Source organism: Leisingera sp. ABM4_103, assembly GCF_056158685.1.
Window position 1 is genome coordinate 2,408,851 of sequence record NZ_JBSWTU010000005.1, and the last position, 23,989, is coordinate 2,432,839.

Below are 23,989 nucleotides of genomic sequence, written 5' to 3' on the forward strand. Positions count from 1 at the left end.
CGAGATGACCGAAACCCAAACCCTGACCCTCGCCGAAATCGAGGACCTGTCCTTCCGCGCTCTTGTGGCCGCTGGCACGTCAGAGGCAAATGCGCGGCCTTTGGCTGTCGCCACTGCGGCAACCGAGGCGGACGGCGTGGCCAGCCATGGCCTTGCCTATATCCCGATCTATGCCGAGCATGTGCAATGCGGCAAGGTGGACGGGCAGGCGGCCCCGGTTCTGACCCGGCCGCGCCCTGGTGTCGTCGCGGTGGACGCGGCTACCGGCTTTGCGCATCCGGCCATCGACGCAGGCTTTGAGGCGCTGATCCCCGCGGCCCGCGAGCAGGGCATCGCGGTTCTGGCGATCCGTAACAGCTACAACTGCGGTGTGCTGGGCTACCACACCGCCCGGCTGGCGCGCGCGGGGCTGGTGGGCTTGGGCTTTACCAATGCACCGGCCTCGATTGCGCCCTCGGGCGGAGCCAAGCCGGTTGTCGGCACCAACCCGTTCTCGGTCGCGGTGCCGGGCGAAGACGGCGAGCCTGAACTGCTGATCGACCAAAGCGCCAGCACCATCGCCAAGAGCGAAGTGATGAAGCACGCCCGCGAAGGCAAGGAGATCCCGCTGGGCTGGGCGCTGGATGCAGACGGCAACCCGACCACCGACCCGGACGCGGGCCTCAAGGGCTCAATGGCGCCGTCGGGCGGCTACAAGGGCGTCGGTGTGGCGCTGCTGACCGAAATCATGGCCGCCGCGCTGACCGGGGCGACCCTGGGCATCAACGCCTCGCCCTTCTCCGGCACCGCGGGCGGTCCGCCGAAAACCGGCCAAATGTTTATCGCAATCGACCCCGCTGCGACCTCAAATGACACATTTCGTGCCGGAATGGTCGGAATCGTGGAAGCGGTGCGAGGGCAGCCTGGCGCACATGTGCCGGGCGACGGGCGCCGCGGCAAGCGGATCAAGGCCCGTGACCAAGGCGTCGCGGTCAGCGTGGCAACGCTGGACAGGATCAAAGCTCTCTTGGGCTGACGCCACCCCCCGGCGGGACCGCAACCCGCCGGATACCCCGCACCCCGGTGCGGCACGTGCGAAACGGGAGGAAACGCATGTCAATTAAGCAACCTTTTACCGATTTGGAGATTAAGACCTCCAACGGCGGCTTCTACGAGGGCCACAGCGTCGAGATCGCCTTGCTCAGCAAGGGGATCATGGTCGCGCTAGTGCTCTGGGCCCTGGTGTGGCCGGCAAACGCCACCGGCGTGCTGGGCAGCCTGAACTGGCGCATCCTGGAGGATTTCAACGCCTTTTACATCGTCATCGTCGGCTTCTTCGCCTTTTTCCTGTTTGTGGTCGCCGCATTGCCGCAAACCGGTAAGCGGATCATGGGGGCCCCGGGCGAACAGAAGGAGTTCTCGGACTTCTCCTGGTTCTCGATGATGTTCGGCGCCGGTCTGGGCGTCGGGCTGATGGTCTTTGCCACCGCTGAACCGCTGGGCCTGTGGGGCTCCAACCCTGTGGTGCTGTCGCAGGAGGTCGCTGCGAATACCGAAGAGGCCATCCAGTCCGGCTTCCGCTACACGTTCCTGCACTACGGCTTTCATGCCTGGGCGATCTATGTGGTGACCGGCCTGTCGCTGGCCTATTACGCCTACACCCGCGGCATGCCGCTGACCATCCGCACCGCGCTGACGCCGCTGTTCGGCAAGCTTATGAACGGTTTCCTGGGCCACGTCGTTGACGTGCTGGGCGTTGTCGCCACCATCCTGGGCGTGTCGGTCACCATCGGCTTTGGCGTGTCGCAGTTCGTGGACGGCGTCTATGCCATCACCGGCATGGAGTGGATGATGGACATGAGCGGCGACGCGCCTGCACCGGGCACCGTTGGCCTGCTGTCCGGCCTGTTTGCGATCATGGGCCTGTCGATCATCTCCGCAGTGTCCGGCGTGGGCCGCGGCGTGAAGTATCTGTCGAACCTGAACCTGGTTCTGTCGATCATCCTGCTGCTGACCTTTGTTGTCTTCGGCTCCTTCGTGTTTGCCATGAGCACCTACGCGTCGGCCTTCGTGGACTACATCCTGCACTTCACTTCGCTGAGCTTCGGCGCCTTTGGTCCGCAAAGCGCAGCTGAGTTCTCGGCAGCGCTGCCGGCAGAGGCAGCACCTTACGCTGATGCGCTGCGCGGCGGTGCCACCAACGCCTGGGGTTCGTTCGATGGCTTCAAGTCCGGTCTCGAAGGCGAAGCCGCTGCCCTGTCCGACGACGTTCTGTCGGCAGCCTATGCAGCCGGTGAACCGCAGCGCCAATTCGGCTGGCAGGCCGGCTGGACCACCTTCTACTGGGCCTGGTGGATCGCGTTCTCGCCGTTCGTCGGCCTGTTCCTGGCACGCATTTCCCGTGGCCGCTCGGTGCGTGAGTTCATCATCGGCTGTGTGTTCGCTCCGGCGCTGGTCTGCTTTGCCTGGATGACCATCCTGGGCGGCACGGCCATCGACCTGGAACTGAACGGCGCGGCAGAAGGTGCCATCATCGGCGCGTCCAACACTGCCAAGCTGTTCGTGACCCTGCAGAGCATGATCGACGGTGGGCTGCTGTCCGGCATCACCATCATGTGCGTGGTGCTGATCATGACCTTCCTGGTCACATCGGCCGACTCCGGCATCCTGGTGATGAACACCATCATGTCCGGCGGCGACCAGAACATCGGCAACAAGCACAAGATCGTCTGGGGCCTGATCCTGACCGCTGTCATCGGTACCCTGCTGTTCGCGGGCAAGACCAACGGCGGCGCAGACCCGATGGAAGCGCTGAAAAGCGCGATGATCATCGGCGCGCTGCCCTTCACCATGGTCATGGGCCTAATGTGCATCTCGCTGGCCAAGGCGCTGTTCCGTGACGGTCAGCGCGAGAAGGCGGCAGAACGCGCGCCTGCCGAATAAAACACTTCAGCCGTCCAGCCGGGCGGTGCAGGGGCCGGAGGGAGAAATCCCTTCGGCCCCTTTTCCGTCTCTGGTGGCCCGGCGGGAGCGGTGGCGCACCCCTATGCCAGCGGCTTCTGCTGCATCTGGCGAATTACGTGAAATTGGCAACTTTCGGGGGCTCCACGGAGCAGAAACTCCGCTTTCTGGATTAATTTGTGAAATCGCCGTATACTGGCATCTCATGCCGAATGAACCTGCCTGCCGGGCCTTGGGAGTGCCCGGGCAGCAGGGAAAGGGGGCGGGATGCTGATTGCGGTCGTGCTTGTGCTGATCGTTGCGGGGTCTGTCGCGTTCCATCTGTACAGTCCGTGGTGGTGGACGCCGATCGCGTCGAATTGGGACTATATCGACAACACGCTGGTCATAACCTTCTGGATCACCGGCGCCGTGTTTGCCGCGGTGATCCTGTTCACGGCCTATTGCGTTTGGAAATTCCGGCACCGGCCAGGGCACAAGGCGGAATTCGACCCGGAAAACAAGCGCTTGGAATGGTGGCTGACCGCAGTGACCGCCGTGGGTGTGGCGGCGATGCTGGTTCCGGGGCTGTTCGTGTGGAAGCAATTCGTCACCGTGCCGGAAGAGGCCAGCGAGCTGGAGGTGTTCGGCCAGCAGTGGAACTGGGCCTACCGGCTGCCGGGCGCCGACGGGGTGCTGGGCACTGCGGATGCGGAATGGGTGAGCGGCGAGAACCCCCTGGGTGTCAACCCGCATGACCGGTTCGGCAAGGACGACGTCATTGTCGAGGGCGGCGAGGTCTACCTGACGGTGGATCAGCCGGTGAAGCTGCTGCTGCGTTCGATCGACGTCTTGCACAATTTCTACGTGCCCGAATTCCGCGCCAAGATGGACATGGTGCCGGGCATGGTCACCTACATCTGGTTCACCCCCACCCGCACCGGCAATTTCGAGGTGCTCTGCGCCGAGTACTGCGGCACCGCGCATTCCTTCATGCGCGGATATGTGACCGTGGTGGAGGCGGAGGAATACCAGGAATGGCTGCAGGAGCAGCTGACCTTTGAAGACTACGCCCACGCGGCAACTGAACCCGCGACCAGACTGGCAGAACGGTAAGGGCAGTGCCCGGCCGCGGGCGGAAACGAAGTGCCCCCTCCGTATTGCCGGAGGCAAACCTCCGGTGTGACGGGGCGGCCGGGCGGAACGCAACTGCGATGGAGTCCTGTTATGACCGACATCTTGCCAGACCCGGACAGCAATCTGCCGCCGCGCGAAGTTGCAGATGTGATGCCGCCGCATGCGCACAGCTGGATCGGCAAGTACGTCTTCTCGCAGGACGCCAAATACATCGCCATTCAGTATTCCGGCACCGCCGTGGCCATCGGGCTGGTGGCCCTGGTGATGTCCTGGCTGATGCGGCTGCAACTGGGCTTCCCCGGTACCTTCGACTTCATCACGCCCGAGGCCTATTACCAGTTCGTCACCATGCACGGGATGATCATGGTGATCTACCTGCTCACCGCGATCTTCCTGGGCGGTTTCGGCAACTACCTGATCCCGCTGATGGTCGGCGCCCGGGACATGGTGTTTCCCTTCGTCAATATGCTCAGCTACTGGGTCTACCTGCTGGCGGTGCTCGTGCTGGTCGCCAGCTTCTTTGTTCCCGGCGGCCCGACCGGCGCGGGCTGGACGCTGTATCCGCCGCAGGCGGTGCTGTCGGGCACCCCGGGCGGCCAGCAGAGCGGCATCATCCTGATGCTGGTCTCGCTGATCCTGTTCATCATCGGCTTCACCATGGGCGGGCTGAACTATGCCGTGACCGTGCTGCAGGCCCGCACCCGCGGCATGACGATGATGAGGCTGCCGCTGACCGTCTGGGGCATTTTCACCGCCACGGTCATGGCCCTTCTGGCCTTCCCGGCGCTGTTTGTGGCCTGCGTGATGATGCTGTTCGACAGGCTCTTGGGCACGTCGTTCTTCATGCCCACGCTGGTGGAGCTGGGCGAAAAGCTCAGCTACGGCGGCGGCAGCCCGATTGCCTTCCAGCACCTGTTCTGGTTCTTCGGCCATCCCGAGGTCTATATCGTGGCGCTGCCGGCCTTCGGCATCGTCTCCGACCTGATCGCGGTGCATGCGCGCAAGAACGTGTTCGGCTACCGGATGATGGTCTGGGCCATCGTGATCATCGGCGCGCTCAGCTTCATCGTCTGGGCGCACCACATGTATGTGTCCGGCATGCACCCGTGGTTCGGCTTTTTCTTTGCCACCACCACGCTGATCATCGCCATTCCGACCGCGATAAAGGTCTACAACTGGATCCTGACCCTGTGGAAGGGCGACATCCACCTGACCCTGCCGATGCTGTTTGCGCTGGGCTTTATCGTGACCTTCGTGAACGGCGGCCTGACGGGGTTGTTCCTGGGCAATGTGGTGGTCGATGTGCCGCTCAGCGACACCATGTTCGTGGTGGCGCATTTCCACATGGTGATGGGGGTGGCGCCGATCATGGTGATCTTTGGCGCAATCTATCACTGGTATCCCAAAATGACCGGGCGGATGCTGAACGAGGCGATGGGCCAGATCCATTTCTGGGTCACCTTCATCGGCGCCTATGCGGTGTTCTTCCCGATGCACTACGTAGGCCTGGTCGGTGTGCCGCGGCGCTATTTCGAGATCGGCGAGCCGGAATTCCTGACCGCGCCGGTCGATGGCCTCAACGCCTTCATCTCCTCCGCCGCGCTGATTGTCGGCGCGGTACAGGTGCTGTTCCTGTTCAACATCTTCTGGAGCCTGCGCCACGGGCTTGCAGCAGGCGGCAACCCCTGGCGCGCCACCTCGCTGGAATGGCAGACGCCGGAAACACCGCCGCGGCATGGCAACTGGGGGGATGAGCTGCCCAACGTCTACCGCTGGGCCTATGACTACAGCGTGCCCGGCGCGCCCAAGGATTATGTCGCCCAGAACGATCCCTGGGTGCCGGACGGCGAGGGGAGGCGGGTGTGACGGTCATCCTTGCCTTCCTGGCGCTGGTCGCGCTGGCCGCTGGCCTGTGGCTGTCGCAGCAGGGCCTGGCCTCCAAACCCTGGCTGGAAACCGGGATTGCCCCACTGGCAGGGCATGGCCCGGGGAAGGCGCCGGGATTCATCTTCATTGCCGTTTTCCTGGCGGTGGCCGGCGGGCTGTTTGCCATGCTGGGCAGTGCCTTTGTCATGCAGATCGAAGAGACCCCGTGGGAGTTGGTGCCGCTGCCTGGCCGGGTCTGGCTCAATACGGCGCTGCTGCTGCTGGCCAGTTTCTTCCTGCAGTTTGTGGTGATTTCGGCGCGGGCGGGCACCACGCGCTGGCTGCGCGCCAGCCTGATCGCCGCCAGCATCGCCACGCTCGCCTTTCTGGCCGGGCAGGCGCAGGTGTGGATCGCGCTGACCGCGGACGGCTACCCGCTGGACGGCCCCCCGGCGGCGAGCTTTTTCTATCTGATCACCGGCCTGCACGGGCTGCATGTGCTGGGCGGCATCATTGCGCTTGCGGCAATCAGCCTGCGCCACGCCGGGGGCGGGGACGTCAAGGCGCTGCTGCCGGGCGTCCGGCTCTGCGCGCTGTACTGGCACGTGCTGCTGGCCTTCTGGCTGATGCTGTTTGCGCTGCTGCAGGGCTGGGGCAACGCCTTTCTGGCGCTGTGCCGCGCGGCCGTAAGCTGAAGGAGGGAGATTGATGGAACATCCGCTTCAAGGCCAGGACCAGACACTGCTGCAACAGGGTCACAGCGGGTTTGCTGCCGACTGGGGCTCGGACCAGCGGGTGTTCAAAAAGGTCTCCTGGGGCAAGGCGATGATGTGGATCCTGCTCCTGAGCGACACGTTCATCTTTGCCTGCTTCCTGGTCGCCTATCTGAACGCCCGCAACTCCACCACCGTGGAATGGCCCAACGCCAGCGAGGTCTTTGCCCTGCATATCGGCGGCCAGGATCTGCCGCTGATCCTGATCGCCATCATGACCTTCGTGCTGATTTCCTCCTCCGGCACCATGGCGATGGCGGTGAACTGCGCCTACCGCAAGGCGCGCAAGGCGACCGCCGCACTGATGCTGGCCACCGCCGCGCTGGGCGCGGCCTTTGTGGGGATGCAGGCGTTTGAGTGGTCCAAGCTGATCTCCGAAGGCGTGCGCCCCTGGGGCAACCCCTGGGGGGCGGAGCAATTCGGCGCCAGCTTCTTTATGATCACCGGCTTCCACGGAACCCATGTGACCATCGGGGTGATCTTCCTGATCATCGTCGCCCTCAAGGTCTGGCGCGGTGAATTCGACCGCGACCAGCGCAGCTGGATGTCACAGGGCAACGGTGATTACGAGGCGGTTGAGATCATGGGTCTCTACTGGCACTTCGTCGACCTGGTCTGGGTCTTCATCTTTGCATTCTTCTATCTGTGGTAGGGGGCCGCCATGACAGACACACCGCAAGCAATGGATACCGGGCAGATCGCGCATGAAGAGGGGCAGCAGCATCCGATCAAGCTTTATTTTGTGGTCTGGGTTTTGCTGTTCATCCTCAGCGCCGCGTCTTACTGGGTGGATTATGCGCAGCTGCAGGGGCTCTTGCGCTGGAGCCTGATCCTGATCTTCATGACATTGAAGGCGGGGCTGATCATTGCCGTTTTCATGCATATGGCCTGGGAGCGTCTGGCGCTGATCTACGCGATCCTGCTGCCGCCGCTGGCGATGATCGGGCTGCTGGCAATTCTGATTATCGAGTTGGATTACACCGCTGATACCCGTGTGATTGAGCTCGGGCAGGGCGCTTCCGCGCCTGAGTAACTGCCGTTCCGGCCGGCCGCAGGCCGGGCAGCGCCCGACCCTCCCCACGGGAGGGCGCTTCAGCACCCACCCAGGGTCAGGCGCTGCTCCCCGCTTTTTTCTCAATTCAGCAACAAAAGCGGCGCCCCGGTTTCCCGGAGCGCCGCTTTACTATGCTGGGTGCCTATTACGCCGCCAGATCAAAGCGATCGGCGTTCATCACCTTGGTCCAAGCATCAACAAAGTCCTGCACGAACATTCCGGCGGAGTCATCCTGCGCATAAACCTCAGCCAGCGCCCGCAGCTGCGAGTTGGAGCCGAACACCAGATCGGCGCGGGTGGCAGTCCATTTCACCTCGCCGCTGGCACGGTCGCGGCCCTCATAGGTGCCGTCGTCACCCGGCTTCCACTGCACGCCCATGTCCAGGATGTTTGTGAAGAAATCGGTGCTGAGCGTCCCAATTCGATCCGTGAACACCCCGTGCGCGGAGTTGCCGTGGTTGGCGCCCAGCACCCGCAGTCCGCCAATCAGCGCCGTCATCTCCGGCGCGCTGAGGGTCAGCAGCTGCGCCCGGTCCACCAGCATCTTCTCGGCCGGAATGCTGTAGTCCGCTTTCTGGTAATTGCGGAAGCCATCGGCCTCCGGCTCCAGAACGGCAAAGCCTTCAACGTCGGTCTGGTCCTGGCTGGCGTCGGTGCGGCCCGGGGTGAAGGGAACTTCGATGGAATGCCCTGCAGCCTTGGCGGCCTTCTCAACGCCGGCACCGCCTGCCAGCACGATCAGATCGGCCATCGAGACTTTCTTGCCGCCGGATGCACTGCCGTTGAAATCGTTCTGGATGCCCTCCAGAACCTTCAGCACCTTGGCCAGCTTCTGGGGCTCGTTCACCTCCCAGTCCTTCTGCGGTTCCAGCCGGATGCGCGCACCGTTGGCGCCGCCGCGCATGTCGGAACCGCGGAAGGTCGAGGCCGAGGCCCAGGCGGTGGAGACCAGCTCCGGCACCGAAAGCCCGGAGGCGAGCACTTTGGCCTTGAGGTCCGCCACGTCGCCATCGTCCACCAGCGGGTGATCCACCGCCGGCACCGGGTCCTGCCAGATCAGATCCTCCGCCGGAACCTCATCGCCCAGATAGCGCGCCTTGGGCCCCATGTCGCGGTGGCACAGCTTGAACCAGGCGCGCGCAAAGGCGTCGGCGAATTTCTCCGGGTTGGCGTGGAAATCGCGCGAGATCTTTTCATACTCCGGATCCATCCGCATCGACATATCTGCGGTGGTCATCATCGGCGCGTGCGTTTTGCCGGGGTCATGGGCATCCACGACCATATGCTCAGGCTTCACGTCCTGCGCCTGCCACTGGTTTGCACCCGCCGGGCTTTTGACCAGTTTCCACTCATAGCCGAACAGCACGTCGAAATAGCCCATGTCCCAGTTGGTCGGGTTGGGCTTCCAGGCGCCCTCAATGCCGGAGGTCGTGGTGTCGGCCGCGTTGCCGGTGCCGTGCGAATTCAGCCAGCCAAGCCCCATATGCTCGATCTCCGCGCCTTCCGGCTCGGTGCTGACAAGCTCCGGATCGCCTGCGCCATGCGCCTTGCCGAAGGTATGGCCGCCCGCAACCAGTGCCACCGTTTCCTCGTCATTCATCCCCATACGGGAGAACGTCTCGCGCACATCCTTGCCAGAGGCGACCGGATCCGGGTTGCCGTCAGGGCCTTCGGGGTTCACGTAGATCAGCCCCATCTGCACCGCCGCCAGCGGATTGGCCAGGTCGCGCTCGCCGGAATAACGGCTGTTGGGCTGGTCGCTGGTGGCCAGCCACTCGGTCTCCGAGCCCCAATAGACGTCTTCCTCCGGCTCCCACACGTCCGCGCGGCCGCCGCCAAAGCCGAACACAGGGCCGCCCATCGATTCAATGGCGCAGTTGCCCGCCAGGATCATCAGATCCCCCCAGGAGATCCGGTTGCCGTATTTCTGCTTGATCGGCCACAGCAGGCGGCGCGCCTTGTCGAGGTTGCCATTGTCCGGCCAGCTGTTCAGCGGCGCAAACCGCTGGCTGCCGGTGCCGCCGCCGCCGCGCCCGTCCGCCGTGCGGTAGGTGCCGGCACTGTGCCACGCCATGCGGATGAACAGCGGCCCGTAGTGGCCATAGTCCGCAGGCCACCAGTCCTGGCTGTCGGTCATCAGGGCATACAGGTCCTGCTTCACCGCCTTCAGGTCCAGCTTCTTGAATTCTTCGGCATAGTTGAAATCAGCGCCCATCGGGTTCGACGCAGGCGAATGCTGGTGCAGAACTTTCAGGTTCAGCAGGTTCGGCCACCAGTGCTTGTTGGTGGTGCCGCCGGATGCGGCAGCGCCATGAAACACCGGGCATTGTCCTTGGGGGGTATTTCCGTCCATTTTTGTCTCCGATCGTGGCTGCAGTTATTGACGTGCTACGCGGCAGAAGCGTCCTGGGGCCCATGCGGCAGCTTGAAACTCGGGCGCAGCCATGACCACGCCTTGAGGATGCAAGCGCGGCAAAGCTGCTGCCGGTTTTCCCTGTCTTCGTGAGATGAGGCTAGCAGAGGAAAGTCATTGGATTAAGTTGCATTTATTCATCGCAGTGATAATCAAAACCTATGATAAACGTGACCCTCCGCCAGATGCGCTATTTCGAGGCGCTGGCCCAGCACCGCCATTTCGGCCGCGCGGCAGAGACCTGCGCGGTGTCTCAGCCGGCTTTGTCGGTTCAGATCAAGGAATTGGAGGATGTGCTGGGGGTGCAGCTGGTGGAGCGCGGGGCGCGCCAAGTGCGCCTGACCAGCTTTGGCGAGGATCTGGCCTTGCGGGTGCGCGGCATCCTGCGCTCGGTGGATGAGCTGGGCGAACTGGCCCGCGCCTCCCGTGACGGTCTGGCAGGGCGGCTGCGGATCGGGGTGATTCCCACCATTGCGCCCTATCTGCTGCCCTCGATTGTCGGCACGCTGACACGCCAGTATCCGGAGGCCGACATCCGGGTGCGTGAAACCGTGACCCCCAAACTGCTGAAGGAGCTGGGGGAGGGGCGTCTGGACACCGCCATCGTGGCGCTGCCGGTCTCTGAGCCTGCGTTTGAGGAAGTGCCGCTGTTTTCCGAGGATTTCGTGCTGGTGCGCCCGGGGGAGGACAGCGGCAAGCCGGTGCCGGGGCCGGAGGGCTTGCGCGAAATGCGGCTGCTGCTGCTGGAAGAGGGGCACTGCTTCCGTGATCAGGCGCTGTCGTTCTGCAATATGCAGTCAGCGGCCCCGCGCGAGCTTTTGGACGGAAGCTCCCTGTCGACCCTGGTTCAGATGGTCAGCGCCGGCATTGGCGTCACGCTCATTCCCGAAATGGCGGTCCCGGTTGAAACCCGCTCGGCGGTGGTCTCGGTGGCGCGCTTCCGCGATCCGCAGCCTGCGCGCACCATCGGCATGATCTGGCGCCGCAGCAACCCGCTGGCGCGGCAGCTGACGCAGGTCGCGGATGTGGTGCGCCAGGCCGCCGATGCTTTGCGGGCCAGCTATAATCCGATGCCTTGAGGCATGGCATTGTTCAGCCATTGCGAACAATCGCGGGTCCTTTCCCCGATGATTGAGTTCCCTTACGGCAACTTCAACTGCATGAGGAATGGTGCGTAAAGGGCACGTTCACAAGCATTTTATGGCCCTGTTGTTTCCTGCATCAGGGTGCTTGGTTAATGTTTCGTAAAAAATAATGAAGTGAAGCGGGCATACAGGCAGATGAAAACGGGCTTTCGTGGCACGTTTGTTGTTTCCTGGTCGCAAACCGAGATCGACGGCCTTCCGGCCGCGCCGGTGGACGCTCTGGATGTGGGCGCGGCCTGGTCCTGGCACGGCGACGCTGTGCGGGTGGACGGGCCGGCAGGGCTGTTGCGGCTGGATGGGGCAAACGGCAAGGCAGAGATGCGCCGCCGGGCGGCAAGGACTGTGCGCAGGCTGGTCGGGGCCGCGGTGCAGAACCGGACCGATGTGGCGGCGGTCGAGGCTGATGATCCGCTGATGGACAGAAGCTTTGCTGTGACCAATGGCGTGCAGAGTTTCACCGTCACCCTGATCGAGGTCGGCCCGGGCCAGCGTCCGCTCCTGATGTTCGTCGATGAGCTGCCGCCGCGCGGAGCCGACCTTTGGGTGGTGCATCATTCGCTGGACACCCTCCGCGAAGACCGGCCCCAGGGCGAAACCGGGGTGGTCTGCTTTACTCCGGGGACCCTCATTGCCACACCCTCCGGCCCGAAACCTGTGGAGCAGCTGCGCGAGGGCGAAAAGGTGCAGACGCGCGACAACGGCGCACAGGAAATCCTGTGGATCGGTTCGCGCCGGATTACCGGGGCCCGGCTGTACGTGATGCCGCGGCTGCGTCCGATCCGCATTCATGCAGGGGCCTTGGGCATCGACCGCCCGGAACGGGAGCTGCTGGTTTCTCCCGATCACCGGATGCTGCTGCGCGGCGACCGGGTGCGGGACCTGTTCAACACGCCCGAAGTGCTGGTGGCGGCTGGCGATCTGGTCAACGGCCGAACGATCCTGCCCGATGCCTCGGTGCGGGAAGTCACCTATATTCACCTGATGCTGGCCAGCCATCAGGTGCTCTGGGCCAACGGGGGGGAGACCGAAAGCTTCCATCCGTCGAATGCATCGCTGACCGCACTGAACGGCGCAGACAGGGCGCGGCTGTTCGGACTGCAGCCTGAGCTGGAGCACAACCCGCTGTCCTACGGCGCCGCGGCCCGCCGCAATCTCAGCGCCTCTGAGGCGGCGATTCTCGGCCACGAGGCCGCCTGAGCCTTTACCCGGCCGGGCCGGGGCGCTATTTCGCGGCCAGGCTTCCGCCGCAGGTGCAGATTTTCACGCCTAACCTTGCCGGGCCATGTTGACTCTGCCCCGTCCCCCTATATAAGCGCGGCTTCATTGGTGTTGGTGGCCCCCGCAAGGGGATGCCTGTCATGCCCGGATCCTGGATACGGAGCAAGAGGACAACGCCCTTCGATTGTTGCAGGTGCTCCTGGAACAGGTGACCACAGACGGCGCAGTGGCAGACGCGATTGCAGCCCGAAAAATGGGAACCGGTTTTCGGAAACAGCTGCAATGCCATTTATGAAGGAGATCAGCCGTGACCAAACGCACGTCTGCCAAGTACAAAATCGACCGCCGCATGGGCGAAAACATCTGGGGCCGTCCGAAGTCCCCGGTCAACCGCCGCGACTACGGCCCGGGCCAGCACGGCCAGCGCCGCAAGGGCAAGCTGTCCGACTTCGGCATCCAGCTGCGCGCCAAGCAGAAGCTGAAAGGCTACTACGGCGACCTGACCGAAAAGCAGTTCCGCCGCATCTACGGCGAAGCCGTGCGTGTGACCGGCGACACCGGTGAAAACCTGATCGGCCTGCTGGAGCGCCGCCTGGACGCGGTTGTTTACCGCGCCAAGTTCGTTGCAACCGTCTTTGCAGCCCGTCAGTTCGTGAACCACGGCCACGTCCTGGTGAACGGCAAGCGCGTGAACATCCCCTCCTACCGCGTGAAAGAGGGCGACGTGATCGAGGTCCGCGACAAGTCCAAGCAAATGGTTGCCCTGCTGGAAGCAACTCAGCTGGCTGAGCGCGATGTGCCGGATTACATCGAAGCCGACCATTCCAAGATGACCGCAACCTTCGTGCGCACCCCGGCTCTGGGCGATGTGCCGTACCCGGTTGTGATGGAACCGAACCTGGTCGTCGAATTCTACGCCAAGAACTAAGCCTGCTGCCCTTGGGGCATCCGGCGGAAGGGCTGTCCTCTGGGGCAGCCCTTTTTCGTTTTGCACGGGCCTTTGCCGCCGCAGGAAAAGCCGGTAGCCCTGCGCGCGTCCTGCCACTATCCTATGAGAAACATTAGGGAGTGACAGATGAAGAACATGATGAAGGCCGCTGCTATCGCACTGACGGTCATGGCCTCTGCCGCTGGCGCCGCGCCGCTGAAACTCACCCCTGCGGATCCGCAGCCTTCAGGTCTCCAGCCGGGGCTTTCCGTGGTCTACGCCTATCCCCAGGATGTGAAGACCCTGGCAGAAGCGTCTTCGGCGCTGAAGGTCGGCAGCGAGCGGGGCCGCCCCATTGCCGGGCTGGACAACCGCGACACGGAGGAGGGGCAAAACACGCTGACCTCCAAGCGTCCGATGCATGTGGTGGCCCGGATCACCGGATACGTGAAGCTGGACCGGCCCGGTGTCCACAACATTGATTTCCTGACCAATGACGGCCTGCGCGCCAATATCGGCGGTCAGATCGTGGGCGAATTCGACGGCCGCCAGTCCTGCGACAGCACCATCATGACTCAGGTCGAAGTGCCCTCCGCCGGCTGGTATCCTGTCGACATCCTCTATTTCCAGCGCCTTGGCACCGCCTGCCTGCATATGCGCATGGGGCCGGACGGCAAACGCCCCAAATGGATGAAGGACAGCGCCTTCGCGCACTGACAGCGTTTGACAACAGGAAGCGGGCGAACCTTGTGCCCGCTTCATCACAAGGGCAGCGGGCGCCCTTCGGCAATGGCCTCCATCGCGAAATAGGAGGTCACGCTGTCCAGCTCGACACCTGAGATCAGCCGCTGATAGACCTTGTCGTAGCTCGCCATGTCCTGCGTTACCACCTTGAGCTGATAATCGTAGTCGCCGCCGATGCGGTGGAAATCCACCACCTCAGGGATGGTCAGCACATGACGGCGGAACTTTTGCAGCCAGTCGGCTGAGTGGTGCCGGGTGCGCAGCAGCACAAAAACCACCAGATCCAGCCCCAGCTGCTTGCGGTCCAGCCGCGCGGTGGAACCCTTCAGCAGCCCGCTCTCGTTCAGCGCCTTCAGCCGCCGCCAGCAGGCGTTCTGCGACAGCCCAACCTGGTCCGCCAGCTCCCGTTGGGACAGGCTGGCGTCCTGTTGCAGCGCCCGAAGTATGGCGCGGTCTATATGATCGGCTGTTATACTCATCGATAGATCATATGACACAAAAAGACTGCAATCCACTCAGTAATTGATAAAGTTACCTCGCAGATTGCCGTTCAAAATGCCTCAACAGACTTCGGAGGCGCGGCATGACCCTGGCAGCATTCAAACAATCAATCCGGCAGGCGGCTTTGGACGGAACCCTTGGCCGCAGCGTGATCGGCGACGGGGTGATGATCCCCGGCCTCGATGGCGAGGTGCCGCTGGTTTATGCGGACTACGTCGCCTCCGGCCGGGCACTGCGCCAGGTGGAGGACTTTGTGGCAGAGCAGGTACTGCCTTTCTACGCCAACTCCCATACTGAGGCGTCCTATTGCGGCACCCAGATGACCCGCCTGCGCCGCGAGGCGCGTGCTGAGATCGCCCGCATTACCGGCGCCACGGCGCAGGATGCTGTGATTTTCACCGGATCGGGCGCCACCGCGGGCCTCAACCGGCTGGTCAGCCTGTTCGGCGTGAACGAGGCCACCCGCCCGGTTGTCTTAATCGGCCCTTATGAGCACCACTCCAACATCCTGCCCTGGCGCGAGAGCAAGGCGAAGGTGGTCGAAATCCCCGAAGCGGCTGAGGGCGGACCGGATCTGGCAGTGCTGGAACTGGCCTTGAGGCAGCACGCGGACAGCGACCTGAAAATCGGCAGCTTCTCCGCCGCCTCCAACGTGACCGGCATCGTGACCGATCCCGATCCCGTCAGCCGCCTGCTGCACGCGCACGGTGCGCTGGCGGTCTGGGACTACGCCGGCGGCGGCCCCTACCTGCCGGTCGACATGGGCGCGGGCGGGGCGGAACGCAAGGACGCTGTGGTGGTCTCGCCGCACAAGTTCCCGGGCGGACCTGGCGCCTCGGGTGTGCTGATCGTCAACACAGCCGCCGTGCGCCGCCGCTGCCCCTCGTGGCCGGGAGGGGGAACAGTCAGCTTTGTTTCCCCTTGGCGGCATGAATACAGCCAGGACCTGGCGGCCCGCGAGGAGGCCGGGACCCCGAATGTGATCGGCGATATCCGCGCGGCGCTTGCGTTTCTGGTCAAGGAAGCTGTGGGGCAGGAGCAGATCGAGGCGCGCGAAGCGCAGTTCGCTCAGATGGCCTGGGACGGCTGGTCCGCCAACCCGCGGCTGCGCATCCTCGGCCACCGCGAGGCGCACCGGCTGCCGATCTTCTCCTTCCTGGTGACAGACGAGGCAGGCAAGCCGGTGCACCAGCAGCTCTTCACCCGGATGCTGAGCGACGTCTACGGCATCCAGGCCCGCGGTGGCTGCGCCTGCGCTGGTCCCTACGCGCACCGGCTGCTGGGCATCAGCAAGCCGGAGTCGGAAACCCTGTTCGCCGACCTGCAGGCGGGGCAGGAAATGAAGAAACCGGGCTGGGTGCGGCTCAACTTCTCATACCTCATGGAAGAGCAGACCGCGCAGTACATCATTGATTGCGTCAATGATCTGACGCTTCGGGCAGGGGAGATTTCCGCCCGGTACGATGCGGATCCGGCAACGGCCCGGTTCAAGGCGCTGGTGGCCTAGGCCAAGCCCTGATGGGTGCTTTCCCGTGCCGGGGAAGCACCTCACATACTTGTGATATGTAGGCAGCGGACCCCCGCATTTAAAGGGGGAAAGTCTATTTCAAATCCCCCGCGACGGGGCTGACAGGTGCATGGCACGCTTTGATCGTACTTTATTGGTTGGAGCAAAGTTATGGCCCTCAAGCTGTCCGCCCCTGTTGGTGACAAGAAGCGGATCACCAAACCGGACCCAAAAACTGGCGAAAGCAAATTCAAACCGGTCAAGAACGCCCCTGCGGATGTCGAACTTGTCCGCCTGATGCTCAAGGCAAACGGCTATTCGGTCGAGATTAGCACCAAATGCGATGCCGGGCTGATCAAGACGATCAAGGATTTTCAGAAGAAGAAACTGGGCTTCCGCAAGCCCGACGGGATCGTCGATCCCGGTATGCGGACCTGGAACGCAGGCCTGCCCAAGCTGGCCGCGATGCATGCTGCCGACACCAGGGTCGAGCGGGTGGAGGTTGTCGAGAACGGCAAGACCAAGCTGATCACCGTGGCGGAATTCGAGGCCGGGCAGGAGGAACTGCGCCGCAAGCTGCTGGCCAAGGCCAACATGATGTACGGCCAGGCGGAATCCTGGGTCGACTTCTGCAACGAGGTGGAGAACACCCGCCAGGGCAATGAAACCTTCCTGAATGCGCTCACGGAATTTGCCGTCAGCGTGGTCAACGACAAGACTGATCCGCCCTGGACCCCGATCCTGAATGCCCGCTCCGAGTCGAGCCTGCTGAAAACGCTGGTTTCGAAGAAAAAGCCTGACTGGAAAAAGGTCTACAAACAGGATGTTAAGGCCTCCAAGGCCTATAACACCGGCGGCAAGGCTTTCAAGAAATTCATTGACCAGCGGATCGCCACCGCCGGCGGCATCGTCTGGAAACTCGAAGTGGTGCGCGAGGTCTCCTTTGCCGTGGTCGAAACCTATATGACCGCCCGTCTTGTGGCGACCAAGGGCATGTCGCCCGCCAAGGCCCATGCCGTTGCGGCGGCCAGCACCGAGGCGCTGAAATCCAGCGCCGGCCAGCTGGGGGAGCACCTGGCAGGCAACAAGGTCACCTGGGACGGCGCCGCCAAGAAGGTGTTCATCGACAGCTTCATTGCGGGCCTTGCGGGCGCAGCCGGCGGCAAACTGACGGCCAAGCTCTCTGCCGGCCTTGCCGATGACCTGGCCAAGGCCGCGGCCTCCAAGCTTTCCCGCGAGATGCCCAAGAAGGCGGTCAAGGTCTTCTTCGAGAAGTTCCTGAAGTCCAAGGCCGGGGAGGCCATGGTGACAGAAGCGCTGAAGGAAACCATCGGACTGGCAAAACCGCTGATCGAAAAGGGCCGCCCGCCGAACACCAAGGAGATCAAGGAAAGCATCGCCAAGATCCTGACCGCAGGCATCATGTCCGCAGGCGCGGGCAAGGCGCTGGACAAATTCTCCTCCGGATTCACTTCGGCAGCCGAGAAATTCCTCAAGACCAAGCTGGCGCCCGCGGCAATGGAAGGCGTGGTGAAGAAGGATCTGATCGCCAAATACGGTGTGAAGGCGACCGAGGATTTCATCAAGCTGCATGGCGACGCCATCTATGGCGAGATTTCGAAACAGATTTCCGGCAAGACCTTCAGCAAATACGCCGGCGAGGTGCTGACCAGCTCGGACGGCTCTCAATCTGCATCGACCATGCAGAAGCAGGCCAATGAGGCGATGCGCAAGGACATGGAGCTGCGCAAGCAGATCCAGAAAATCATCATGGCCGAGGCCAAGCGCAAAATGCCCAAGACCGCAGCCGCGCATTAACGCGGTCCTGCGGGCAGGGCAGGCTGCCGGAGGGGGCGGCAGCATGGGGGAGCGTCATCTTGGTGCTTCCCCGCCAGCGTTCGGGCCGTTATGACGGGTTGGAATTAAGGAGCCCGTATTATGACCCAACTCACACCGCAGCCCGGTATCATGGACATCGCTCTGTACCAGGGCGGGGCTGCCCATGTGAAAGGGGTGAGCAATGTTGTGAAGCTCTCCTCGAACGAGAACCCCCTTGGCCCCAGCCCGCGCGCCATCCAGGCGATGCAGGACGCGGCGGCCAATATGCACCGCTATCCCAGTTCGGACCACGCGGCGCTGCGGCAGGCCATCGGCGAGGTGCACGGGCTGGAGCCGGAGCAGATCATCTGCGGCGCCGGCAGCGACGAGATTATCGCCTTCCTGTGCCAGGCTTACGCCGGCCCGGGGGATGAGGTGCTCTATACCGAGCACGGCTTTGCCATGTACCGCATCAGCGCGCTGGCCGCCGGGGCAACCCCGGTGGAGGTGAAGGAACGCGAGCGCGTCACCGATGTCGACGCGCTGCTGGCGGGCTGCACTGAGCGGACCAAGCTGGTCTTCATCGCCAACCCCAACAACCCCACCGGCACCATGATCAGCGAGAGCGAGGTCGCGCGCTTGGCCGATGGCCTGCCGGATGGCGCGCTGCTGGTGCTGGACGGCGCCTATGCCGAATATGTCGAGGGTTTTGATGCAGGCGCCGCAGTGATCGGTGCGCGCAGCAACGTCTTCATGACCCGCACCTTCTCCAAGATCTACGGCCTCGGCGGCGCCCGGATCGGCTGGGGGTACGGCCCCAAGGAGATCATCAGCGTGCTGAACAGGGTCCGCGGTCCGTTCAACGTCTCCAGCACCGCGCTGGCGGGCGCCGAGGCCTCTGTGCGCGACACAGACTATGTGGATCATTGCCGGTCCGAGAACGCCAAGTGGCGCGCCTGGCTGGCCAATGCACTGGCCGAACTCGGCGTTCCCTCGGATGTCTCCAGCACCAACTTCATCCTGGCCCGCTTCTCCAGTCAGGCAGAGGCGGAGGCTTGCGACCTTTACCTGCAGGCGCAGGGCCTGATCGTGCGCCGGGTGGCGGGTTACAACCTGCCAACCGCACTGCGCATCACCATCGGCGACGAGGACTCCTGCCGCCGCATTGCGCAAGGCGTGAAGGCATTCAAAGAGGGGCAGGCATGAGCAACCAAGTATACGGGCGCGTCGCGCTGATCGGGCTTGGCCTGATTGCCTCCTCGATGTTCTGGGCAATGAAACGCGCCGGGCTGGCGGGCGAGGTCACCGGCTATGCCCGCAGTGCGGAAACCCGCGAAACCGCCCGCCGCATCGGCCTGTGCGACCGCGTCTGCGACAGCGCGCGCGACGCCGTGCAGGACGCCGATCTGGTGGTGCTCTGCGTCCCGGTCGGCGCCATGGGCCCGGTGATGGAAGACATCGCCCCGGTGCTGAAACCCGGCGCCACGGTCTCCGACGTGGGCTCGGTCAAGCGCCACGTGATCGAGGCGGTGCAGCCGCACATCCCCGCGGGCGTGCATTTCGTGCCCGCTCACCCCCTGGCAGGGACCGAGCATTCCGGCCCCGAATCCGGCTTTGCCGAGCTGTTCGACAACCGCTGGTCGCTGCTGGTGCCGGTTGAAGGCACCGACCCGGCGGCCACCGCCCGTCTGCGCGCCCTATGGGAAGGCATGGGCGCCAATGTCGATGAGATGGACGCCGACCACCACGATCTGGTGCTGGCCGTCACCTCGCACACGCCGCACCTGATCGCCTACACGATGGTGGGCGTGGCGGACGACCTGCGCCGGGTGACCGACAGCGAGGTGATCAAATACTCGGCCGCGGGCTTCCGCGACTTCACCCGTATCGCGGCCTCCGATCCGACCATGTGGCGCGACGTGTTCCTCACCAACAAAGACGCCACACTGGAAATCCTCGGCCGCTTCACGGAGGAGCTCTTTGCCCTCCAGCGCGCCATCCGCACCGGCGACGGCGAGCATCTGCACGACTACTTCACCCGCACCCGCGCCATCCGCCGCGGCATCATCGAGGCTGGCCAGGACACCGATGCGCCGGACTTCGGCCGGGGGCAGAAGAAATGATCCGGGCCGGGGTGACGCTTCTGGCTGCCGCTTTTGCCAGTGCGGCAATGGCCTTGGCTCCGGAAGCACCGCTCCGGCCCGCTGCGCGTCCGGCACCTGCCAGCCAGCAGCTAGAGGCGCCGGCACCGGTTGCGGACATCCGCCCGGCGCTGCGCCCGCAATCGGAACAAGTGCTCGCCGCCGCTTCCCGGCCCGGGGCGTTGCCGGCGCTGGGGCCGGGGTCCTCGCTTCTGCCGCAGGCCCGCCCGGACAGCGTGGCAGAGCAGGCGCTGTTCAAACGCCGCCAGCGCCGCAAGGGCTCGGTCTGCGGGGATATCGACATCCAGGGCGAGCGCGCAGGCAATGTCACCGGCGCGCTGCCCGGCTGCGGCGCCAAAGACGCGGTACGGGTGCGCGAGATTGCCGGGGTGCGCCTCAGCCAGACCTCGCTGATGACCTGCAACACCGCGCGGGCATTGAAGACTTGGATCAACCGCGAGGTGGAAACCGCCTTCGGGCGCCGCAACAAGGTGGTTGGCCTGCGGGTTGCCGCCCATTACGCCTGCCGCACGCGCAACAACCGCCCAGGCGCCAAGATATCCGAACACGGCAAGGGCCGGGCGATCGACATTTCCGGCTTCACCCTGGCCAGCGGCGAGACCATCACCGTTCTGCGCGGCTGGCAGAAACGCAAGACCCGGAAGAAGCTGAAAAAGATCTGGCGCGCCGCCTGCGGCCCCTTCGGCACCGTGCTGGGGCCCGAGGCCGACCGCTATCACAAGGACCATTTCCACCTGGATATCGCCCGCCACCGCGGCGGAACCTATTGCCGCTAGCCTTTGCCGCTGCCGTGGCCGGTCTGAAGCAAGGATCCCTTGTTCATCTGGCTGAAAATATCCCGGAGCGCGAGGCAGAGCCTCGCACGCCCCCGGTCGCCTCAACGGCCCGCAGGCTGCTTCGTGCTGCCATTGCACGGCCCTTGACAGGCGGCGCCTTTGTCAGCGGATGATCAGCCGCGGCGCGTGTCCCAGGGGCAGCGGGCCGAGCGTGACATAGCCGTCCGAGAAACCCAGCGTGATATCAAGATGCCGCGGGTTGCCGCCGGCCTCTGCCAGCAGGCCCAGCACCCGCTCCACCGTGCCGCGCAAGGAAGGCGCCAGGGCGCCGGTGCGTTCTGCCATCAGAACAAGTCCGCGCCAGTTCTCTGCCTGCAAGGCGATCTCGCCTTCCGGCAGGCCGCGCTCATCCACCGTCAGCGTCCCCGCCGCCTTGAGCCGCAGGTCGCCCCAGCGGGCCTCCGCCAGTTTCAGGGTGATCCGCCGCGGCTGCGGCCGCTGCTGCTCCAGCGCCGACCGGTCCCAAGGCTTGTCAAAGGCAACCGTCATCTCCAGCGCCAGCGCATCAAAACGCTCCGGCAGGGCAGAGCTGGCCGCCAGCAGCCGCCGCCAGGCCGCGCGCGGCGCAAACTCCCGGGCATCGGCGGTGATCCGGTAGCTCTCGGGGCTGTCCGTTTGCACCATGCGCAGATCCAGCGCTGCGCCGCTCAGCACCGTCTCGCCGCTGCGCTCGATCCGCCAGGGGGCAGAGACCAGCGCCATGTCCTCCAGCTCCAGCGCCACGCCCGGCGCCAGGTTGAGGCTGGCCTGCAAGCCTTGCGCAGTGATCACCGCAGTCCGGTCGAAATACGAAAGCCGCTGCGCCGTGGCGGGAAAACGCAATGTCAGCCGCCCGGGCCAGGCAGCCGGGTTTTCCAGCTCCAGCCAGTCCGCCCGCCAGGCAGTGCCGGTGCCTGGGTCGGCCAGCGCCGGGCGCTGGATGCGGTTCAGGTGCCGCAGCGGATAACCGCTCGTTTCAAGCCCCGCAAACTCTGCCTGCCAGCCCTGCCGCTCCTGCTCGGCGAACCAGGTTGCGATCCCTGTGCGCAAGCCCCAGGCCGCCGCCGCCCAGTACAGGCTCCACACCGCCGCAAGGGCGATCAGCAGTTTTGCCAGGCGCATCGGATAGCCTCTTTTGTCCGCAACAGGATTGCTGTTTATAGGGGGGGAGCAGAAAGGGCCAGACGACATGACCATGTGGGTATTCGGATACGGATCACTTCTTTGGAACCCCGGTTTCCCGGTGGCCCGGCGCGAGGTGGCGGTGCTGCACGGCTATGCACGTTCCTTCTGCATGACCTCGATCCACCACCGAGGCACAGAGGACCATCCGGGCCTGGTGCTGGCGCTGGATGAAACCGAAGGCGCCCACTGCAAGGGGCTGGCGCTGTCGGTGGAGCAGGGTCACGAGGAGCAGACCCTGGCGGAGCTGCGCGAGCGCGAACTGATCTCCTCGGCCTATCTGGAGCGCGACCTGGAGGTGGAGCTCGCGGATGGCTCATCGGTGACCGCCGTCACCTATGTGATCGACCCGCACCACGTGCAGTACTGCGGCGGCCTCAGCCTGGAGAAGCAGGCGCAGATCATCGCCCATGCGGTCGGCGGGCGCGGGCCTAACACCGAGTACCTCTATAACACCGCCGAACATCTGGCTGAGATCGGCCTGCATGACAGCGATCTCGACTGGCTGGCCGGCCGGGTGCGGGAAATCACCGCATAAAGCCTTGGCGCTTCTGACACTTTGCTTATAGGCTGCGAACGCAATAAGAGCAGTCAAAAGTGTCAGGAGCCAAGACGTATGGCGCAGCCAGACCGTAAGACCCGGCCGCAGTTCTCCCAGCCGGTGCGGCAGATCATCATGATGCTGATCGCACTCGGGCTCTCGGGCTTTGGCGCCTTTGTGGCGCTGCCGCGGGTGCTGCCGGTGTTCGAGGCCAACCCCTGGCTCAACGGCTTCATCGTCTTTGTCTTCGTGATCGGGGTGCTGGCCTGCTTCTGGCAGGTGGTGCAGCTCATTGGCTCGGTGCGCTGGATCGAACGCTTTGCCGCCGGCGACAGCCAGGAGCACCGCCGCCCGCCGTCGATGCTGGCACCGCTGGCCTCGCTCCTGGCGACGCGCAGCGCGCGGATGCAGCTGGGCTCGGCCTCGACCCGCTCCATTCTGGACTCGGTCGCCAGCCGCATCGACGAGGACCGGGAAATCACCCGCTATATCGTCAACCTGCTGATCTTTCTCGGCCTTCTCGGCACCTTCTACGGCCTGGCCACCACTGTGCCCGCCGTCGTCGACACCATCCGCAGCCTGGCACCGCAGGAAGGGGAGGAAGGGCTTTCCGTCTTCAACCGCCTGATGACGGGTCTTGAGGCGCAGCTGGGCGGCATGGGCGTGGCCTTTGCCTCGTCGCTCCTGGGCCTGGCCGGATCATTGATCGTAGGCCTTCTGGAACTCTTCGCAGGACACGGCCAGAACCGCTTTTACCGCGAGCTGGAGGAATGGCTGTCCTCGATCACCCGCGTCAGCTTCTCCTCCGGCGAGGATGGCGCCAGCGACAGCGGTGTGGTCTCGCAGGTGCTCGACAACATGGCCGAGCAGATGGACGCGCTGCAATTGATGTTTGCCGAGACCTCCGAAGGCCGCGCGGCGGTGGACCGGAAACTTGGCGCGCTGGTGGAGACCATCCAGGAGATGAACCAGCGTCAGGAGCAGACCGGCACCATCACCGCGGCGCTGGACCGGGTTGCGGTGGGGCAGGAAGCGCTGACCGAGATCCTGCGCGCTCAGGGCGAACAGGGCGGCATCGACGCCGAAAGCCGGATGCGGCTGCGGTCGATCGATGTGCAGATGCTGCGCATCCTTGAAGAAATTTCAGCGGGCCGCCAGGAAAGCCTGGCCGAGCTTCGCAAGGACATCGACCTGATGATCAAGGCCTTTGCCCGCCCGCGCGGCCTGTCGCGCGGGGGCCTGCCGGGCCGGGACGCGGGGGAATAA

Annotated in this window: 21 protein-coding genes; 18 read left to right on the top strand and 3 right to left on the bottom strand. The window is 64.3% G+C overall.

The window, feature by feature from the left end:
- Positions 1 to 4 precede the first annotated feature (4 nt).
- The 7 genes from ACXAED_RS13360 to ACXAED_RS13390 all read left to right on the top strand — a co-directional run bounded on the left by ACXAED_RS13360 (position 5) and on the right by ACXAED_RS13390 (position 7,728).
- Positions 5 to 1,015 (top strand): Ldh family oxidoreductase, encoded by a 1,011-nt coding sequence (locus ACXAED_RS13360; protein WP_475050521.1) that lies wholly within the window; start codon positions 5 to 7, stop codon positions 1,013 to 1,015.
- Positions 1,016 to 1,092: 77 nt separating this feature from the next.
- A complete protein-coding gene (locus ACXAED_RS13365) occupies positions 1,093 to 2,922 on the top strand; it encodes a BCCT family transporter (protein ID WP_475050523.1) in 1,830 nt (609 codons plus the stop codon).
- Positions 2,923 to 3,207: 285 nt separating this feature from the next.
- Positions 3,208 to 4,035, top strand: coding sequence for a cytochrome c oxidase subunit II (locus tag ACXAED_RS13370; RefSeq protein ID WP_475050526.1), 828 nt, complete (start codon positions 3,208 to 3,210; stop codon positions 4,033 to 4,035).
- Positions 4,036 to 4,146: 111 nt separating this feature from the next.
- The gene (locus ACXAED_RS13375; protein WP_475050528.1) at positions 4,147 to 5,922 is read left to right on the top strand and encodes a cbb3-type cytochrome c oxidase subunit I; all 1,776 of its coding nucleotides are present in this window, start codon (positions 4,147 to 4,149) and stop codon (positions 5,920 to 5,922) included.
- Positions 5,919 to 6,617 carry a cytochrome c oxidase subunit 3 gene (locus ACXAED_RS13380; protein ID WP_475050530.1) on the top strand — a complete coding sequence of 233 codons (699 nt, stop codon included), beginning with the start codon at positions 5,919 to 5,921 and terminating at the stop codon, positions 6,615 to 6,617. The genes ACXAED_RS13375 and ACXAED_RS13380 overlap by 4 nt, the downstream gene beginning before the upstream one ends.
- Before the next feature lie 13 nt (positions 6,618 to 6,630).
- Positions 6,631 to 7,347, top strand: a complete 717-nt coding sequence (locus tag ACXAED_RS13385; RefSeq protein ID WP_475050531.1) for a heme-copper oxidase subunit III family protein — start codon at positions 6,631 to 6,633, stop codon at positions 7,345 to 7,347.
- A gap of 9 nt (positions 7,348 to 7,356) precedes the next feature.
- Entirely contained in the window at positions 7,357 to 7,728 is a 372-nt protein-coding gene (locus ACXAED_RS13390) for a cytochrome C oxidase subunit IV family protein (protein WP_475050532.1), read from the top strand.
- 166 nt (positions 7,729 to 7,894) lie between these two features.
- Here the strand turns inward: ACXAED_RS13390 and katG are convergent, their stop codons facing one another.
- Positions 7,895 to 10,102, bottom strand: coding sequence for a catalase/peroxidase HPI (gene katG / locus ACXAED_RS13395; RefSeq protein ID WP_475050534.1), 2,208 nt, complete (start codon positions 10,100 to 10,102; stop codon positions 7,895 to 7,897).
- A 221-nt stretch (positions 10,103 to 10,323) separates the two neighbouring features.
- Here katG and ACXAED_RS13400 point away from each other — a divergent pair, with 221 nt between their 5' ends.
- The 4 genes from ACXAED_RS13400 (at position 10,324) to ACXAED_RS13415 (ending at position 14,170) form a co-directional block, all read left to right on the top strand.
- Positions 10,324 to 11,241, top strand: a complete 918-nt coding sequence (locus tag ACXAED_RS13400) for a LysR substrate-binding domain-containing protein (RefSeq protein ID WP_475050537.1) — start codon at positions 10,324 to 10,326, stop codon at positions 11,239 to 11,241.
- A gap of 201 nt (positions 11,242 to 11,442) precedes the next feature.
- Positions 11,443 to 12,504 carry a Hint domain-containing protein gene (locus ACXAED_RS13405; protein ID WP_475050538.1) on the top strand — a complete coding sequence of 354 codons (1,062 nt, stop codon included), beginning with the start codon at positions 11,443 to 11,445 and terminating at the stop codon, positions 12,502 to 12,504.
- Positions 12,505 to 12,832: 328 nt separating this feature from the next.
- Complete coding sequence (rpsD, locus tag ACXAED_RS13410) at positions 12,833 to 13,453, top strand: 30S ribosomal protein S4 (RefSeq protein WP_475050541.1); 621 nt, start codon at positions 12,833 to 12,835, stop codon at positions 13,451 to 13,453.
- A 147-nt stretch (positions 13,454 to 13,600) separates the two neighbouring features.
- Positions 13,601 to 14,170, top strand: a complete 570-nt coding sequence (locus ACXAED_RS13415) for a PA14 domain-containing protein (protein ID WP_475050543.1) — start codon at positions 13,601 to 13,603, stop codon at positions 14,168 to 14,170.
- A gap of 44 nt (positions 14,171 to 14,214) precedes the next feature.
- Here the strand turns inward: ACXAED_RS13415 and ACXAED_RS13420 are convergent, their stop codons facing one another.
- Positions 14,215 to 14,676 carry an Lrp/AsnC family transcriptional regulator gene (locus ACXAED_RS13420; protein ID WP_475050546.1) on the bottom strand — a complete coding sequence of 154 codons (462 nt, stop codon included), beginning with the start codon at positions 14,674 to 14,676 and terminating at the stop codon, positions 14,215 to 14,217.
- Positions 14,677 to 14,780: 104 nt separating this feature from the next.
- Here ACXAED_RS13420 and ACXAED_RS13425 point away from each other — a divergent pair, with 104 nt between their 5' ends.
- From ACXAED_RS13425 to ACXAED_RS13445, 5 genes are all read left to right on the top strand, one after another.
- A complete protein-coding gene (locus ACXAED_RS13425) occupies positions 14,781 to 16,205 on the top strand; it encodes an aminotransferase class V-fold PLP-dependent enzyme (RefSeq protein WP_475050549.1) in 1,425 nt (474 codons plus the stop codon).
- Positions 16,206 to 16,376: 171 nt separating this feature from the next.
- Positions 16,377 to 18,023, top strand: a complete 1,647-nt coding sequence (locus ACXAED_RS13430) for a peptidoglycan-binding protein (RefSeq protein ID WP_475050551.1) — start codon at positions 16,377 to 16,379, stop codon at positions 18,021 to 18,023.
- A gap of 120 nt (positions 18,024 to 18,143) precedes the next feature.
- A complete protein-coding gene (gene hisC, locus ACXAED_RS13435; protein ID WP_475050554.1) occupies positions 18,144 to 19,229 on the top strand; it encodes a histidinol-phosphate transaminase in 1,086 nt (361 codons plus the stop codon).
- The gene (locus ACXAED_RS13440; RefSeq protein WP_475050557.1) at positions 19,226 to 20,146 is read left to right on the top strand and encodes a prephenate/arogenate dehydrogenase family protein; all 921 of its coding nucleotides are present in this window, start codon (positions 19,226 to 19,228) and stop codon (positions 20,144 to 20,146) included. The genes hisC and ACXAED_RS13440 overlap by 4 nt, the downstream gene beginning before the upstream one ends.
- On the top strand, positions 20,143 to 20,961 hold the full coding sequence (locus tag ACXAED_RS13445; RefSeq protein WP_475050558.1) for an extensin-like domain-containing protein: 819 nt from the start codon (positions 20,143 to 20,145) through the stop codon (positions 20,959 to 20,961). Before ACXAED_RS13440 ends, ACXAED_RS13445 begins: the two co-directional genes overlap by 4 nt.
- Positions 20,962 to 21,123: 162 nt before the next feature.
- Here ACXAED_RS13445 and ACXAED_RS13450 read toward each other — a convergent pair whose 3' ends face one another.
- The gene (locus tag ACXAED_RS13450; protein ID WP_475050561.1) at positions 21,124 to 22,122 is read right to left on the bottom strand and encodes a DUF2125 domain-containing protein; all 999 of its coding nucleotides are present in this window, start codon (positions 22,120 to 22,122) and stop codon (positions 21,124 to 21,126) included.
- Positions 22,123 to 22,189: 67 nt separating this feature from the next.
- Between ACXAED_RS13450 and ACXAED_RS13455 the strand changes: the two genes are divergently transcribed.
- Together ACXAED_RS13455 and ACXAED_RS13460 are read left to right on the top strand one after the other, a co-directional pair.
- The gene (locus tag ACXAED_RS13455) at positions 22,190 to 22,720 is read left to right on the top strand and encodes a gamma-glutamylcyclotransferase (protein WP_475050563.1); all 531 of its coding nucleotides are present in this window, start codon (positions 22,190 to 22,192) and stop codon (positions 22,718 to 22,720) included.
- A 78-nt stretch (positions 22,721 to 22,798) separates the two neighbouring features.
- Positions 22,799 to 23,989, top strand: a complete 1,191-nt coding sequence (locus ACXAED_RS13460) for a biopolymer transporter ExbB (protein WP_475050566.1) — start codon at positions 22,799 to 22,801, stop codon at positions 23,987 to 23,989.